The organism is Streptomyces sp. NPDC085927 (assembly GCF_044540975.1).
GTDB lineage: Bacteria > Actinomycetota > Actinomycetes > Streptomycetales > Streptomycetaceae > Streptomyces > Streptomyces hirsutus.
Genome location: NZ_JBITSN010000006.1, coordinates 184,729 through 200,025, shown reverse-complemented (window position 1 = coordinate 200,025; position 15,297 = coordinate 184,729). Strand labels below are relative to the sequence as shown.

Below are 15,297 nucleotides of genomic sequence, written 5' to 3'. Positions count from 1 at the left end.
CGGGCTGGGCATGAGCCCTCCTGCGCGGGTGCCCGGAAGTCTCACGATGCGATATCGAGGAGGCGTTTTCCGGGTGCTCGATAGAATGAGCCGACCGGGCTGAGCACACCTGTGCACACAGTGCGGGACAACGACGGAATGAGCGAGGAGCGCACGTGGGCCTTGTCGTGCAGAAGTACGGAGGCTCCTCCGTAGCCGATGCCGAAGGCATCAAGCGCGTCGCCAAGAGGGTCGTGGAAGCCAAGCAGAACGGCCACCAGGTGGTCGTCGTGGTTTCCGCGATGGGCGACACGACGGACGAGCTGATCGATCTCGCCGAGCAGGTATCCCCGATGCCTGCCGGGCGCGAGCTCGACATGCTGCTGACCGCGGGAGAGCGCATTTCCATGGCCCTGCTGGCCATGGCGATCAAAAACCTGGGCCACAACGCCCAGAGCTTCACCGGCAGCCAGGCGGGTGTCATCACCGACTCGGTCCACAACAAAGCCCGCATCATCGACGTCACGCCCGGCCGGATCCAGGCCTCGGTGGACGACGGCAACATCGCCATCGTCGCCGGTTTCCAGGGCGTCAGTCAGCAGGGCAAGAACATCACCACGCTCGGCCGCGGCGGCTCCGACACCACCGCGGTGGCCCTGGCAGCCGCCCTCGACGCCGAGGTGTGCGAGATCTACACCGACGTCGACGGCGTGTTCACCGCCGACCCGCGCGTGGTGAAGAAGGCCCGGAAGATCGACTGGATCTCGACCGGGGACATGCTCGAACTGGCGGCCTCCGGGTCCAAGGTGCTGCTCCACCGCTGCGTGGAGTACGCCCGCCGGTACAACATCCCGATCCACGTCCGCTCGTCCTTCAGCGGACTGCCGGGCACGTGGGTCAGCAGTGAGCCGATTCAGCGAGGGGGCAAGAAGGTGGAGCAGGCGCTCATCTCCGGTGTCGCGCACGACACCTCCGAGGCCAAGGTCACGGTCGTCGGTGTGCCGGACAAGCCGGGCGAGGCAGCCTCGATCTTCCGTACGATCGCCGACGCCGAGATCAACATCGACATGGTCGTGCAGAACGTGTCCGCGGCCTCCACCGGCCTCACGGACATCTCGTTCACGCTGCCGAAGGCCGAGGGCCGCAAGGCCATCGACGCCCTGGAGAAGAACAAGGGCGCCATCGGCTTCGAATCCCTGCGCTACGACGACCAGATCGGCAAGATCTCCCTGGTCGGCGCCGGTATGAAGACCAACCCCGGCGTCACGGCCGACTTCTTCACCGCGCTGTCCGACGCGGGCGTGAACATCGAGCTGATCTCGACCTCCGAGATCCGCATCTCGGTCGTCACCCGCAAGGACGACGTGGACGGTGCCGTCCGCGCCGTGCACACCGCCTTCGGGCTGGACTCCGACAGCGACGAGGCCGTCGTCTACGGGGGTACCGGCCGCTGATGAAGCGGTCCGGGCGACCGGCGCTCGCGGTCGTGGGCGCGACCGGAGCAGTCGGCACGGTCCTGCTCCAGATCCTGTCCCAGCGGGCGGACATCTGGGGCGAGATCAGACTGATCGCCTCCCCGCGCTCGGCCGGCCGCAAGCTGACCGTGCGCGGCGAGGAGACCGAGGTCGTGGCGCTCACCGAGGAGGCCTTCGACGGGATCGACATCGCGCTGTTCGACGTCCCCGACGAGGTCGCCGCCCGGTGGGCGCCCGTCGCCGTCGCGCGGGGCGCGGTGGTGATCGACAACTCCGGTGCCTTCCGCATGGACCCGGAGGTGCCCCTCGTCGTCCCCGAGGTCAACCCGCACACCGCGCGGATCCGCCCGCGCGGGATCCTCGCCAACCCGAACTGCACCACCCTGTCGATGATCGTCGCCGTGGGTGCGCTGCACGCCGAGTTCGGGCTGCGCGAGCTGGTCGTCTCCTCCTACCAGGCGGTCAGCGGCGCCGGGCACGCGGGCGTGCGGACCCTGCGGGAGCAGCTTTCCCTGGTCGCGGGCACGGATCTGGGGACCGGACCCGGTGACGTACGCCGGGCCGTGGGGGACAACACCGGGCCGTTCGCGGAGCCGGTCGCGCTGAACGTCGTGCCGTGGGCCGGGTCGCTGCGCGAGGACGGCTGGTCCTCGGAGGAGATGAAGGTCCGCGACGAGTCCCGCAAGATCCTCGGCCTGCCCCGCCTCCCGGTCGCCGTGACCTGCGTACGGGTGCCGGTGATCACCGTGCACTCGCTCACCGTGCACGCCCGCTTCGAGCACGAGGTCACCGTCGACGGGGCCCGCGAGATCCTCGCCACCGCACCCGGTGTCGTGCTGTACGACAATCCCGCCGCGGGTGAGTTCCCCACGCCCGCCGATGTCGTCGGCACCGACCCGACCTGGGTGGGCCGGGTACGCCGTGCCCTGGACGACCCGACGGCGCTCGAACTCTTCGTCTGCGGTGACAACCTCCGCAAGGGCGCCGCCCTCAACACCGCGCAGATCGCCGAGCTGGTGGCGGTGCCGGGCCGGCCCTGATCTTCCGCACCGTAAATAATGCTTGGTCACAGCATTTGCTTTGTAGGATCCGTTCAAGTGATGTGAACGGGTCATGTGTCTCGGATCTCTTGATCCTGACCGGCCTGCGGTCGAGGATTTACCTTTCGCCCCACGCAACCGCGTGCCGGGCGGAAAGCGTCTCTGCGGGCATCCCCTTGGGGGCGCACTCGGGGGCGAGGCGGTCTTTTCCGGACGTGGGGACGTCCGGAGCCGGACGTGGGGACGTCCGTTCATATGAGGCATAGGGGAAGAGCGGGACGCATGAGGGCATTCGGTGTGCTGTCGGTGGTGCTGCCCGGCGTGAACGAGGCGCAGTCGGCGCGGTACGGCGTACGACCGGCACGGGGCGGTGATCGGCAGGGCCCGGACGGTGCGGAGCGGTCCGCGGCGGACGTCGTAAACATGACGTCCGGCACGTACAACCCTCGTGGGGGGAAGCGTGTCCAACTGGCGTGGCTGAGGTACTCGACTTCGCAACGCCGCGCGGCCCGGCTCTACGCCCGCCCCGCCAGGCTCTCCGACCCCGCAAGGCCGGTGCGTCCGGTGGCATGCCGGTGATCGCGCCGATGCCCGCAGCGCGGCCTGCCCGCATACCCAGTCAGCGTGACGGCGGTGCCGACGACGTAGTGGCGGCCGGCACGACCGTCGACCACCTCACCGAGACCTACCGCGCGCACTACCGCTCGCTGCTGGGCCTCGCCGCGCTCCTCCTCGACGACACCGCCTCCTGCGAGGACGTCGTCCAGGAGGCGTTCATCCGCGTCCATTCCGCCCGCAAACGCGTCCGGGACCCGGAGAAGACCCTGGCGTATCTGCGCCAGACGGTCGTCAACCTCTCCCGTTCCGCGCTGCGCCGCCGCATCCTCGGCCTCAAGCTGCTCTCCAAGCCCATGCCCGACATGGCGAGCGCGGAGGAAGGCGCGTACGACCTGCTGGAACGCGACTCCCTCATCAAGGCGATGAAAGGGCTCCAGCGCCGTCAGCGCGAGGTGCTGGTGCTGCGCTACTTCGCCGACATGACCGAGGCGCAGGTGGCGTCGACGCTCGGCATCTCGCTGGGCTCGGTGAAGGCGTACGGCTCGCGCGGGATAGCGGCGCTGCGGGTGGCCATGGAGGCGCCGGTATGAGCGCCGGGAAGGACGCCCGCGGCGAGGACGTGCGCGGCGAGGAGCGCGAGCAGGAGGGGCGCGGAGCGGAAGAAGGCACGCCCGTGCGCACCCCCGGGAGCGAACAGAGCGAGCCCGAGGGCGACGAGCGGGAACCAGAGGAAAGCGAACCAGAGGAACGGGAGCCCGAAGTGCGTGCGGCCGGGGAGCGCGAACCCGAAGAGGGCGCGCCCGAGGAGCGGACGGTTGAGAAGCGGACGGTTGAGAAGCGGACGGCTGAGGAGCGGACGGCCGGGGCGCATGCGTCCGGGGACGCGTCCGAGTCCGACGCCGCGGACGTGACCGGAGCCGACGGCCCGGCTTCCCCCGGCGGGGGCGGCCCGCGCCTGCTGCGGGGGCCGGCGTCGTCGCTCGGGCAGCAGACGAAGCAATCGCACGCTGGGAACGGAACTGTGAACGACGGCAGCGACCGCAACGCCGGCCCGGACGCTCAAGAACCCGGGCAGAAAGCCGGGCAGGGAGCCGGCCTGCTCGAACCGGACGAGCTGGAGCTGCGCAGCCTGCTGCACAGCTCGGTGCGCGTGGTGGAGCCGAGCGAGGGCTCGCTGGAGTACCTGCGGCGCGCCGTGCCGGCCCGCCGGGCACGCAAGCGGCAGATCCTCGTCGGCGCCGCAGCCGCCTTCCTCTTCGTCGGAACGGCCGTACCGGCTCTCGTCCACGTGACCAAGGCCACCGGCCCCGACGCGGACCCGTCCACCGTGGGCCATGCCTCGCAGGCACAGGGCGGCACCGGCGAGGGCAAGGGCCCCGGCGGTGGCGAGACCACCGCGGGCGGCACCTCGGACCAGGTCGAGAAGGACCGGAAGGACGGCGGGAAGGACAAGGAGAAGGGCGCCAAGACCGGGACGAGCACCGGCGTGACGGAGGGGGCGGACCCGTCGGCGAGCGCCGCCTCGGGGTCACCCGCCTGCACGGCCGCCCAGCTCGGTCCGGCCGTCGCGAGCAGTGGTGCCCCCGACTCCACCGGCGCGGTCTACGGCTCCTTCCGGGTCGCCAACGCGTCCACCGCCGGCTGCACGGTCGGCGGCCCGGGAAGCCTGGGCGTGACGCCGCTGGGCGCGGCCGACGCCACCAAGGTGGGCGCGGCCCGGCACATGGCCGGGGACGCGGCGGCGGGTCTGCCGGACCCGTCGCTGGAGGCCGGACAGCTGGTGCTCGAGCCGGGTGAGTCGTACGACGTGAAGTTCGCCTGGGTGCCCTCCGAGCCCTGCCCCGTCAACGGCGGGGGCAGCGACAACGGCGGTACCGGCGACCCCTCGCCCGGTCCCAGCCCCTCCGAGGAACCAACGGTCGACGACGGCACGTCCACGGGCGGCGACACGGGTACCCTGACCCAGCTCCTCACGGCGGACGGCACCGTCGACGGCGGCGTGACGCTGACGTACACCCCGGCGTCGGGAGCGGGTACGGCGACCGCCACGGTGTCCAACGCCTGTGCGGGGACCGTCTACTGGACGGGGCTGCTGCCGACCACGGCGAGCTGACCGGGCCTGCCCGTCACACTCCTGACGGGCTCGGCTGGTCCTGCTGGTCCTGCTGGTCCTGCTGCCGGCCCGGCTCGGGCTTCGCTTCCTCGTCCGGGACCAGGCCCAGTTCCGTGTCCCGGATGAGTTCCGCCTCGCGGCGCACCAGCCGGAACCACATGAAGATCACGAAGCCCACGAAGGCGAACCACTCGGCGGTGTAGCCGAGGTTCTGGAAGGCCTTGAGGTCCAGCCCGGTACCGTTGGGCGCGACCGCGGGCACCGCCCGCATCCCCGAGTCGCCCTGGTTGAGGGTGATCCACGCGTCGTACACGTCGTGGGGCACCAGGTTCACCAGAGACGCCGAGCTGATCGCGCCGGTCTGTCCCTCGGGCAGGCCGCTGAGCGCGGTGACGCCGTTGCTGCCGGGCGTCTCGGACGCCTGGAGCGCCCCGGTGACAGTGACCTCGCCGTCCGGCGGCGCGGGCGTGCCGGCCGGCTTCGGGTCGCCGGGCAGCCAGCCCCGTACGACGGGCAGCACCTTGCCGGTGTCGGTGTGCAGCAGCGTCAGGACGTAGTGGCCGGGTTCGCCCTCGAGATCGCGGCGGGGCACGAGGAGCTGTTCCTCGTAGCGGCCGCTCACGGTGGCCTGCCGGCCGGAGGTCTCCTTGGTCACCGGCAGCAGCGTGTCCAGCGGCCGGGCTTCCTCCTGCCGGCTGGAGGCGACGTCGTCCTCGGCGCCGCGGTGGTTCTCGACGCGGTCCTCGAAGCGGCCCAGCTGCCATGAACCCATGAAGATGCAGAAGGGGATGGCGAGCAGCACGAAGACGTTGATCCCCCACCATCGGGGCGTCAGCAGAAACCGGTACACACCCCCACCGTACGGGGCCGCGCCCGGGAACCTGTCTGCGGGGCCGCCCTGGAGGCCTGTGATCCCGCCGGCGGTCCACGGGCCGAGGAGCCCGGTTGTCCACAGGCTGGGGCCCCGGTTGTCCACAGGCTGGGGGTCTCGGCGGCGCGACACCTGCCGGGACGGGCAATATGGATCCATGACTGAGAGCAACGGGTCCGGCGCACCGGCGGGGCGGACCGACCGGACCGAGCGAGTACATCAGGGCGAACAGATGCCCGACTGGGAGAAGCGTTTCCGGGCGCCTCGGGTGTCCCTGCCCGACTGGGCGGAGGACGCCCCCGACCGTTCCCTGTTCGTGTCGAACGCGACGGGGACGTACGAGCTGTATGCCTGGGACCGGTCGACCGGTGAGCAGCGCCAGGTGACGGACCGGCCCAACGGCACCACGGACGGCGTGCTCTCGCCGGACGGCGAATGGATCTGGTGGTTCGACGACAAGGACGGCGACGAGTTCGGCGTCTGGCGCCGCCAGCCGTTCGCGGGCGGCCCCGACGAGCTCGCCGCTCCGGGGCTGGACGCCTCGTACCCGGCCGGTCTCGCCCTCGGCCGGGACGGGAGGACGGCCGTCGTGGGCCGCTCCACGGACGAGGACGGTACGACGATCCACCTGGTGCGGACCGTCTCACGAGCCGAAGGGGCCGAGGCGGCCGAGGAACCGGTGGCGCCGGTGGAGATCTACCGGCACCGTGAGTCGGCGGGCGTCGGGGATCTCTCGCACGACGGTTCGCTGATCGCCCTCGAACACACCGAGCACGGCGACGCGATGCACTCCGCGCTGCGCGTGCTGCGCCCCGACGGCGTCACCGTCGCCGAGCTGGACGACACCAAGGGCGGCACCGAGGAGCTGGGCCTGGAGGTGCTGGGCTTCGCCCCCGTCGACGGTGACACGCGTCTGCTCATCGGTCATCAGCGGCGCGGCCGCTGGGAGCCCATGGTGTGGGACGTGGCGACGGGCGAGGAGACGGACCTCTCCCTGGAGCTGCCGGGCGACGTGAGCGCCGAGTGGTTCCCGGACGGCACGGGCCTGCTCATCGCGCACAGCTTCGAGGCCCGCAGCGAGCTGTTCCGCTACGACCTGGCGGGCCCGGAGCTGGTGGAGATCGACACCCCGCCCGGCACCGTCTCGGGCGCGACGGCCCGCCCGGACGGCAGCGTGGAGTACCTGTGGTCGTCGTCGGCCCAGCCGTCGACGGTCCGCTCCACGACCGGCGAGGTCGTCCTGGACCCGCCGGGGATGCGCTCGCCCGGTTCGGTGCCGGTGGAGGACGTCTGGGTGGAGGGCCCCGGCGGCCGTATCCACGCCCTGGTCCAGAAGCCCGAGGGCGCGACCGGTCCGCTGCCCACCGTCTTCGACATCCACGGCGGCCCCACCTGGCACGACAGCGACTCCTTCGCCGCCGGCCCGGCCGCCTGGGTCGACCACGGGTACGCGGTGGTCCGCGTCAACTACCGGGGCTCCACGGGCTACGGCCGCGCCTGGACCGACGCGCTGAAGCACCGGGTCGGGCTGATCGAGCTGGAGGACATCGCCGCGGTCCGCGCGTGGGCGATCGACTCGGGCCTCGCGGACCCCGACCGCCTGATCCTCACCGGCGGCTCCTGGGGCGGCTACCTCACCCTGCTCGGCCTGGGCGTCCAGCCCGACGCGTGGACGCTGGGCATCGCGGTGGTCCCGGTCGCCGACTACGTCACGGCGTACCACGACGAGATGGAAGCGCTGAAGGCGATGGACCGCACGCTGCTCGGCGGCACGCCCGAGGAGGTGCCCGAGCGGTTCGAGGCGTCCTCCCCGATCACCTACGTCGACCGGGTGAAGGCGCCCGTCTACATCTCGGCCGGGGTGAACGACCCCCGCTGCCCGATCCGGCAGATCGAGAACTACGTCCACCGCCTCCAGTCCCGCGAGGCCCCCCACGAGGTCTACCGCTACGACGCGGGGCACGGCTCCCTGGTGGTCGACGAGCGGATCAAGCAGGTCCGCCTGGAACTGGACTTCGCAGAACGGCACTTGGGGACGAAGGCGAAGGCGGGGACGGGAACGAAGGCGGAGACGGAGACGGAGACGGAGACGGAGACGGAGGCGGGGGAGCAGGGCTGAGGGAATGCGACGCGGGGGCTTTCCGGGCTGCGGCCCGGGGAGCACCGGCCGGTCACCTCCCCGGCTGTCCCCTTCCCCTGCGCCCGAGCAGTTCCGCCAGTCCCCGCCGGGTGGCGCCCAGCACCACCCGGTCCTCGTTCCGCAGGACGTACGTGTCGGGCAGGTCCCAGACCAGCCCGGACGGCCCGGACGGCCCCGGCGGCTCACCGGCTGCCGTGGCGCCGCCGGTCCCGCCGCCGGCCCCGGTGCCGGCGGCGTTCCCGAAGCCGTGCCGGATGCCGTTCCCGGACGCGCCCGGAGCCGCCGCCCTGGTCGCCGCCGTGTCCAGGGCCAGCACCCGCCACGCCCCGGCCCGGAACGCCTCGCCGACCGTCTTCCCCTCCAGCTGCGGATGCCCGCCCACGGTCAGCGCCGCGAACAGCAGCACCCGCCGCTCGACCGGGATGGCCCCCAGGATCTGCCGGCCCATCATCGCCCCGGCGAAGGCGGGCGCGGCCAGGTGGGAGACGCTGCGGCTGCGGGTCACCGCGTCGGGGTGCGCGGCCCGCAGGGTGCGGTACACGGCCGTCGCGAACTCGTCGTCGTACAGCCGCAGGACGACCCGCAGGTCGGCGCGCAGGGCCCGCCCGTACAGCACGGCCTCCAGGTTGGTGGTGTCGACGCTGGTGAGCGCGAGCAGCGCGTCGGCCCGGTGGATCTTCGCGGCCTCCAGCACGCCCTCCTGCGTGACGTCCCCGAGCACCACCGGTACGCCCAGCCGCCGTGCCGTGGCCATGCCCCGCGCCTCCGGGTCGGCCTCGACGCACACCACGGGGATGTGCAGTTCGCGCAGCCGGGTCAGCACCCGCGTACCGATCTTGCCGAGCCCGAGCAGCACCACATGCCGGCTCAGCCCGCGCGGCGGCTTCCGCAGCGCCGACACGGTGCGGAAGGTGCCCAGCGCCTCGAGGACCGCCGCCAGCATCACCGGCAGCAGCAGCAACCCGACCAGCCCGGACAGCAGTTGCAGGATCTGCCGGCCCATGGACATGTTGTGCGCGGGCTCGTTGATCGCGAAGAGGTCGAGCAGGGTGACGTAGGTGGCGTGCAGCGGATGGTCGTCCGTGGCCAGGGCCAGGACGACCGCCAGCGCCACCACCGCCGCCGCGAGGCCTGCCAGCGACCACCGCAGCCGCTGTGAGAACAACGAGGCGAACGGCGGCACCTGGGCCCTGACGGCGGGCAGCGGCGTCCCGGAGTACGACACCTGTTCCAGCACCATCGTGCCGCGCCCGGTCGCCGCCGCGACGGCCGCCGCGTCGGGCAGCATCTGCGGCCCCTGGTCGCCGCTGTCCTCCGAACCGTCCGAGCCGGCCGGGTCGTTGCTCGTCGCGGACAGCAACGCCAGCGTGCACAGCCCGGGATCGGCGACCTCGCCGGGACGCGGGGGCTGCCGTTCCACCGCGCGCAGCATCAGCCCGTCGGTGTCGACGATCTTGCTGGTACCGACGAGCGCGGTGGCGACCAGGGCGGGGGCGGCCGTGTCGGCGTCGGACAGCACGGTGGTGGAGGTGTCGACCCGGGGGTGCCCCCGTCCCTGCGTGTCACCGCCGGACAACTCGGCCGCCTGATCGAGCAGTTCCTCGATGTGCCGGCCCAGGCGCCGGTTGTAGAGGCGCAGGACGAGACGGATCCTGGGGTTGATCCGGCGGGCGTTGAGGGCGGCACGGATGTTGGTCTCGTCGTCGTCGTACACCAGGGCCAGGGCGGCGGCCCGCGCCACGCCCACTTCGACGAGTACGGCGTCGGTGGGTTCGGCGGCCTCCACCAGCCGTTCGTCGGACGTGTCGTCCGAACCGCCTTGGATGCCCCCGCGGTTGACGGTGGCGTTCACGAACCGGTCGAGCAGCGCGGCCGACGCGGCACGGGCCCGCCCCACCACCGGCTCCCGCACCCGGAGCCCGGAGGGCGGGACGACGAGTGTGACCTGTTCGCCGTACACGCCCCGGAGTTCGGCGGCGAGGCGGTGCGCGAGTCCGTCGTCACCGCACACCACCATGTGCGCGGGGGGAACGCCCGGCAGGGTCTGATTCGGAAGGCTCACCACGAGAGGAAAGACTGCCGTATACACACAGGCGGTTCCAGGAGTACGCGGAGACCGGTGCCGAACGGTGCCCGACGGGGCTGAACGCGCCCGTCCCCCGCTCCGTATCCACGGGAACGGGAGGGGCGACGCGCGCCCCGCCCCGCTGACGTCCCCGCTCCCGCGCGCTTTTGGAGGTGCCCGGCCCGTGGCCATGACCAAGCCGGAGCCCCGCAGGGGGGCCGACGGTGACACGGGGCCCGGCGACGGCGGCGGCGGGACGGCCGAGGAGTCCCGGCAGCTCAGCCCCCCTCTTCTCCTCGTCCTGTTCCTGCTCTCCGCCGTGATGTTCCAGGACCCGATCCGCCGCGCCCTGGGCGCCCCGGTGATGCAGAGCTGGACGACGGTGTTCGTGGCGGTGATGATCCAGGCGCTGCCCTTCCTGGTGCTCGGCGTCCTGCTGTCCGCGGCGATCGCGGTGTTCGTCCCGCCGTCCTTCTTCGTCCGCGCCCTGCCGAAGCGTCCGTCCCTGGCGGTCCCGGTCGCGGGCGCGGCGGGCGCGGTGCTCCCCGGCTGCGAGTGCGCGTCCGTCCCGGTGGCGGGGGCGCTGGTGCGCAGGGGAGTGGCCCCGGCGGCGGCCCTGGCGTTCCTGCTGTCCGCCCCCGCGATCAACCCGATCGTGCTGACGGCGACGGCGGTCGCCTTCCCGAACGATCCCCTGATGGTCCTCGCCCGGTTCGTAGCGAGCCTGCTGGTGGCCTGCCTGATGGGCTGGCTGTGGCAGCGCCACGGCCGCGCGGACTGGCTGCGCCCGCCGTCCCGTTCGTCCTACGAGGGGCAGAGCCGGGGCGCGGCGTTCTGGGGGTCGGTCCGGCACGACGTGATGCACGCCGGCGGTTTCCTGGTGGTCGGCGCGATGGCCGCGGCGACGCTGAAGGCGGTCGTCCCGGCCCACTGGCTGCAACGGGCGGCCGATCACCCCGTGCTGTCGGTCCTGGTGCTGGCCGCGCTGGCCGTTCTCCTGTCGATCTGTTCGGAGGCGGACGCGTTCGTCGCCGCGTCCCTGACCCAGTTCTCGCTGACGGCCCGGCTCACCTTCCTCGTCGTGGGGCCCATGATCGACCTCAAGCTCTTCGCCATGCAGGTGGGCACGTTCGGCCGCGGGTTCGCCCTGCGCTTCGCCCCGGCGACCCTCGTCCTGGCGGTGGCGGTCTCGGTGCTGACAGGAGCGGTGCTGCTGTGAACCGGTCGCGTCGAAACCCGAACCTGAACCTGAACCGGCAGGCGCAGGCGGCCCTGCTGTTCCTCCTGGGCGCGACCGTGCTGCACGCCGGGCTGACCGACCTCCATCTGCGCTACGTCAAGGCCGGCCTGCGCCCGCTGCTCCTGCTGTGCGGAGCCGTACTCGTCGTGACGGCGTTGGCGACGGTCTGGTACGAGTGGCGCGAAGCGTCCGGAAAGCGTGACCGCGACGGGAGCGGCGACGGTGGCGAGGGCGGAGACGGTGACGGTGGCGAGAGCGGAGACGGTGACGGTGGCGGGCACGACCACGACCGGGGGCACCACGAGCCCCGTGTCTCCTGGCTCCTCGCCCTTCCCGTCCTCGCCCTGATCCTGGTGGCGCCGCCGGCCCTCGGCTCGTACAGCGCCACCCACACGGGTACGGCCCTGCAGAAGCCGCTCGGCTTCCCGGAACTTCCCGCCGGGGGAACGCTCCGCCTCGGAGTGGGGGAGTACGCGGCCCGCGCGGTCTACGACGACGGCCGCGACCTCCGCGACCGGCCCATCGAGATCACCGGCTTCGTCGCCCTGGACCCGTCCGGCGTTCCCTACCTGGTCCGCATCTCCCTCAACTGCTGTGCCGCGGACGGCCTGCCGGTCAAGATCGCCCTGACCGGTGAGGTCCCCCCGGTGCTGCAGCCGGACGCCTGGCTGGAGGTCACCGGCACCTACAGCCCGCGCCGGACGAAGGACCCGGTCAACGACGGCCCCGTCCCCTACTTCGAGGTCACGTCGGCGAAGCCGGTCCCCACCCCGAACGACCCGTACGACGAGGTCTGGAACGGCTGAACGGGCGCGCTATCGCTGCTGCTGCGTGCGGCTGCCGTCGGCGGCGGCGTCCCGGGCGACGGTCTCACCCTTGATGACGGTCTCGCCCTGGATGACACGAGGGGCGTCCGGCTGCTCCCCCTGCTCCCCCTGCGGCTGGTGCGGCTGGTGGGACTGGGCCCGCCGCTCGTCCTCCTGCGCCTCCGCCTTCGCCGCGCGGGCCTCGGCCTTGAGGATGCGGGCGGACTTTCCGGCCGAGCGGGCGAGCTCGGGCAGCTTCTTCGCCGCGAGCACGGCTATGAGGACGATGAGGATGATCGCGAGTTCGCTCAGTCCGAACATTGGGGGTCCGTCCGTCCTTCTCGTGAGCCGTTGCCGGATGCCGCCCGTAGAATCTACAGCAATGTAGAGAATTTGACGGTGTCCGCTCGTCTATACGATGACCGCCCGGGAACGGGAGGGCGACGGAAGGGAGACAGGCCGTGGTCGAGCACAGCCGGCATCACCGGCGGCGGGGGCAGGGCGAGTTGGAGTCGCTGGTGCTGTCGGCGCTGCGGGAGGCGGACGGCCCGGCGACGGCGGGCTGGGTGCAGGAGCGCCTGGGCGAGGACCTCGCCTACACGACGGTCATCACGATCCTCACCAGGCTGCTCGCGAAGGGCGCGGTCACCCGTGAACGCGCGGGCCGTTCCTTCGCCTGGACCCCCGCCTCCGACCACGCCGGTCTCGCCGCCCACCGGATGCGCAGGGTGCTGGATGCCGAGAGCGACCGGGAGGCGGTCCTGGCCAGCTTCGTCACCGGTCTCGGCCCGGACGACGAACGGCTGCTGCGGGAACTGCTGAGTCAGCCCCGGAGCGACGGGGAAGACTGAAGCCTCATGGGGGTGTTCGTCTTCCTGCCGCTCGTCCTGCCGTTGACGGCGTGGCCGATCGCCCGGCTCGCCGCCCAGCATCTCCACCCGCGGACCGCGACACGGATGCTGACCTGGGTGGCGGCGGTGATGGCGGTGTGCAGCACGGTGTGCCTGGGCCTGGTGATGGTGGTCGGCACCGCCACCCTGCCCGGCAACCCGCTGCCCGACGGCTGGTCGGACCCGGAGGTGCGGGAGGCGGTCCCGTACGACGAGGTCGTGGGGAAGGCCGCCATCCCGGCGCTGTGCGCGGTGCTGCTGGCCTGCGCCCGGACCCTGTGGCGGCACGTCCGTACCCGCCGCCGCGCCCACCGTGCCCTGGACGGCCTGCCGGACACGGAGGTGGCGGTCCTGCCCGACGGCACGCCGTACGCGTACGCCCTTCCGGGCACCGGACCGCGCCGCGACCGCGTCGTGGTCACCACCGCGCTCCTGGACCACCTCGCCCCCGCCGAACGCCGCGCGCTGTTCGCCCACGAGCGCGCCCACCTCACCGCGCGCCATCACCGGTTCCTGCTGGCCGTACGGCTGGCCGCGCACGCCAACCCGTTCCTGCGCCCCCTGCACACGGCGGTGTCGTACGCGGCGGAACGCTGGGCGGACGAGGAGGCGGCGCGTACGGTCGGCGACCGCCGTACCGTCGCCACCGCCATCGGCAAGGCGGCCCTCGCCTCCCGGGCCGGCGGCCCGCCCCTGCCCGCGTTCGCGGCGCCGGGACCGATCCCCCGCCGGGTGGCGGCGCTGCTCGCCCCGGCTCCGGCGACCGGGCCCTGGCCGGAGGTGTTCACCTCGGCGGGTCTGGCGGCCTGGGGAGCGGCCGCCGGTACGGCCGCGTCGGCGATGTCGTCCGCCAACGCGGCGGTCACCCTGTTCTGGATCCTGTGGACGGCGACACCGCTGTGATGACGCCGCTGTGATGACGCCGCTGGGGTGACACCGCTGGCGTGACACCGCCGCGAGGCGGTGGCGGGAGCCGGACCCTCAGCCGATGCCCGGCCCGGAGGAGTGCGGTCCGCCGTGCCCGTACGCACTGTCGCTGCCGTACGCCTCCCGGTGCTCGACCAGCTCGCGCACCCAGCCGTCGACCTCGGTGGCCCAGTCGCGGGCGTCGTCGTGACCCACGGTGAACCGGCTGAGCGCGTCGTGCCCGGTGTCGTCGCCGCCCGCGTTCCCGCCGCCCCGCTTGTCGGCCTCCAGGACGACGTCGATGCCGCCCGGGTGGGTCAGGAAGGTCAGCTCGATCTCCTCCACCCGGTCCGCGTACGGGGGCGCGGGGGTGAGCCCTATCTCCTGGTGGAAGGGCAGCCGCTGCCCGGTGCCGCCGATGCGGCCGTGCTCGAGACCGGCGGACCGGAACCCGTACCCGAGCTCCCGGAACGCCCCGAGGATCGCCTCCTGGGCGGGCAGCGGGCCGACACCGAGCGGATCGAGGCCGGGATCGGGGTCGGGGTCGTCGTCGGCCTCCGGGTCCTGCGCCCCGGCGACCGCCAGCTCGGTCCGCACGCCGAGGCGGACGTCCAGGTCCCGGCCGTCCAGCTCGGTGACGGGTGTCTCCCACGGCAGGGTCACCCCGAACGGCACGGTGCGCGCCTCACCCTCGTCCAGGCGGAACCCCCCGCCGATGGCAAAGCGCTCGAACGACACGGCGGCCCCCCTCCCGCCCTCCTCGTCCCGCACCCGGGCCACGAGTTCAAGGGCCACCTGCTCGACGTCGAACGCGGTGTCGCCGCCCACGAGCCGCACCTGCCCGGCGAGCGTCCCGCCGGGCCGGACGGGCCCCGGCTCCAGAACCGTGTCGACCGAGGGCCCGCCCACACCCGGCGAACCGAGCAGCCGCTTGAACACCATCGAGGCATCCGCTCCTTACCTGTCACTTGCGTACATCTGCTGCGTACATCTGCTGCGTACATCTGCCGCGTACACCTGCGCGCATCCGTGCAGAGGGAACAACCGCGTGGAGCATAGACGGGTTGCCCGGAGGGCCCGTGCGGCCGCTGTGGCTATCATCCGGCCATGACCGTGCCCGACCGGGTCCTCGACGCGGGCCGCTTCCGCACCAGGGCGAAGTGGCCGGCCGTCGGCGCGCTGGTGCTCCTGTGGGTACTGGCGCGGTACGTGGC

13 protein-coding genes are annotated in these 15,297 nt (G+C 72.6%); 9 read left to right on the top strand and 4 right to left on the bottom strand.

Annotated elements, in window-relative coordinates; genetic code table 11:
• Window positions 1–155 precede the first annotated feature (155 nt).
• The 4 genes from ACIF80_RS18155 (at window position 156) to ACIF80_RS18140 (ending at window position 5,165) form a co-directional block, all read left to right on the top strand.
• A complete protein-coding gene (locus ACIF80_RS18155; protein WP_399805637.1) occupies window positions 156–1,433 on the top strand; it encodes an aspartate kinase in 1,278 nt (425 codons plus the stop codon).
• Window positions 1,433–2,494, top strand: coding sequence for an aspartate-semialdehyde dehydrogenase (locus ACIF80_RS18150; protein WP_399805635.1), 1,062 nt, complete (start codon window positions 1,433–1,435; stop codon window positions 2,492–2,494). Before ACIF80_RS18155 ends, ACIF80_RS18150 begins: the two co-directional genes overlap by 1 nt.
• A gap of 473 nt (window positions 2,495–2,967) precedes the next feature.
• Window positions 2,968–3,642 carry a SigE family RNA polymerase sigma factor gene (locus ACIF80_RS18145; protein ID WP_350847147.1) on the top strand — a complete coding sequence of 225 codons (675 nt, stop codon included), beginning with the start codon at window positions 2,968–2,970 and terminating at the stop codon, window positions 3,640–3,642.
• Window positions 3,639–5,165 carry a hypothetical protein gene (locus ACIF80_RS18140; RefSeq protein ID WP_399805632.1) on the top strand — a complete coding sequence of 509 codons (1,527 nt, stop codon included), beginning with the start codon at window positions 3,639–3,641 and terminating at the stop codon, window positions 5,163–5,165. The genes ACIF80_RS18145 and ACIF80_RS18140 overlap by 4 nt, the downstream gene beginning before the upstream one ends.
• Window positions 5,166–5,178: 13 nt before the next feature.
• Here the strand turns inward: ACIF80_RS18140 and ACIF80_RS18135 are convergent, their stop codons facing one another.
• Window positions 5,179–6,015 carry an SURF1 family protein gene (locus tag ACIF80_RS18135; RefSeq protein ID WP_399805630.1) on the bottom strand — a complete coding sequence of 279 codons (837 nt, stop codon included), beginning with the start codon at window positions 6,013–6,015 and terminating at the stop codon, window positions 5,179–5,181.
• A gap of 178 nt (window positions 6,016–6,193) precedes the next feature.
• Here ACIF80_RS18135 and ACIF80_RS18130 point away from each other — a divergent pair, with 178 nt between their 5' ends.
• A complete protein-coding gene (locus tag ACIF80_RS18130) occupies window positions 6,194–8,155 on the top strand; it encodes a prolyl oligopeptidase family serine peptidase (RefSeq protein ID WP_399805628.1) in 1,962 nt (653 codons plus the stop codon).
• Window positions 8,156–8,207: 52 nt separating this feature from the next.
• On the opposite strand, the gene ACIF80_RS18125 is transcribed toward ACIF80_RS18130, so the two are convergent.
• Complete coding sequence (locus ACIF80_RS18125) at window positions 8,208–10,193, bottom strand: potassium channel family protein (protein WP_399806120.1); 1,986 nt, start codon at window positions 10,191–10,193, stop codon at window positions 8,208–8,210.
• Between the two features lie 232 nt (window positions 10,194–10,425).
• Between ACIF80_RS18125 and ACIF80_RS18120 the strand changes: the two genes are divergently transcribed.
• Entirely contained in the window at window positions 10,426–11,460 is a 1,035-nt protein-coding gene (locus ACIF80_RS18120; protein WP_399805626.1) for a permease, read from the top strand.
• A 29-nt stretch (window positions 11,461–11,489) separates the two neighbouring features.
• Entirely contained in the window at window positions 11,490–12,287 is a 798-nt protein-coding gene (locus tag ACIF80_RS18115) for a TIGR03943 family putative permease subunit (RefSeq protein WP_399806119.1), read from the top strand.
• Window positions 12,288–12,296: 9 nt separating this feature from the next.
• On the opposite strand, the gene ACIF80_RS18110 is transcribed toward ACIF80_RS18115, so the two are convergent.
• The gene (locus ACIF80_RS18110; RefSeq protein ID WP_399805624.1) at window positions 12,297–12,608 is read right to left on the bottom strand and encodes a twin-arginine translocase TatA/TatE family subunit; all 312 of its coding nucleotides are present in this window, start codon (window positions 12,606–12,608) and stop codon (window positions 12,297–12,299) included.
• A 140-nt stretch (window positions 12,609–12,748) separates the two neighbouring features.
• Between ACIF80_RS18110 and ACIF80_RS18105 the strand changes: the two genes are divergently transcribed.
• Together ACIF80_RS18105 and ACIF80_RS18100 are read left to right on the top strand one after the other, a co-directional pair.
• The gene (locus ACIF80_RS18105) at window positions 12,749–13,138 is read left to right on the top strand and encodes a BlaI/MecI/CopY family transcriptional regulator (protein ID WP_399805623.1); all 390 of its coding nucleotides are present in this window, start codon (window positions 12,749–12,751) and stop codon (window positions 13,136–13,138) included.
• 6 nt (window positions 13,139–13,144) lie between these two features.
• The gene (locus ACIF80_RS18100; RefSeq protein WP_399805621.1) at window positions 13,145–14,080 is read left to right on the top strand and encodes a M56 family metallopeptidase; all 936 of its coding nucleotides are present in this window, start codon (window positions 13,145–13,147) and stop codon (window positions 14,078–14,080) included.
• 78 nt (window positions 14,081–14,158) lie between these two features.
• Here the strand turns inward: ACIF80_RS18100 and ACIF80_RS18095 are convergent, their stop codons facing one another.
• On the bottom strand, window positions 14,159–15,025 hold the full coding sequence (locus ACIF80_RS18095) for a sporulation protein (protein WP_399805619.1): 867 nt from the start codon (window positions 15,023–15,025) through the stop codon (window positions 14,159–14,161).
• Between the last annotated feature and the right edge of the window lie 272 nt (window positions 15,026–15,297).

What these genes read in the sequence shown, in the direction of transcription:
- ACIF80_RS18100 (WP_399805621.1), top strand. Translation starts at nt 13,145, where the DNA reads ATGGGGGTGTTCGTCTTCCTGCCGCTCGTCCTGCCGTTGACGGCGTGG.
- ACIF80_RS18140 (WP_399805632.1), top strand. Translation starts at nt 3,639, where the DNA reads ATGAGCGCCGGGAAGGACGCCCGCGGCGAGGACGTGCGCGGCGAGGAG.
- ACIF80_RS18110 (WP_399805624.1), bottom strand. Translation starts at nt 12,608, where the DNA reads ATGTTCGGACTGAGCGAACTCGCGATCATCCTCATCGTCCTCATAGCC.
- ACIF80_RS18130 (WP_399805628.1), top strand. Translation starts at nt 6,194, where the DNA reads ATGACTGAGAGCAACGGGTCCGGCGCACCGGCGGGGCGGACCGACCGG.
- ACIF80_RS18150 (WP_399805635.1), top strand. Translation starts at nt 1,433, where the DNA reads ATGAAGCGGTCCGGGCGACCGGCGCTCGCGGTCGTGGGCGCGACCGGA.
- ACIF80_RS18095 (WP_399805619.1), bottom strand. Translation starts at nt 15,025, where the DNA reads ATGGTGTTCAAGCGGCTGCTCGGTTCGCCGGGTGTGGGCGGGCCCTCG.
- ACIF80_RS18125 (WP_399806120.1), bottom strand. Translation starts at nt 10,193, where the DNA reads ATGGTGGTGTGCGGTGACGACGGACTCGCGCACCGCCTCGCCGCCGAA.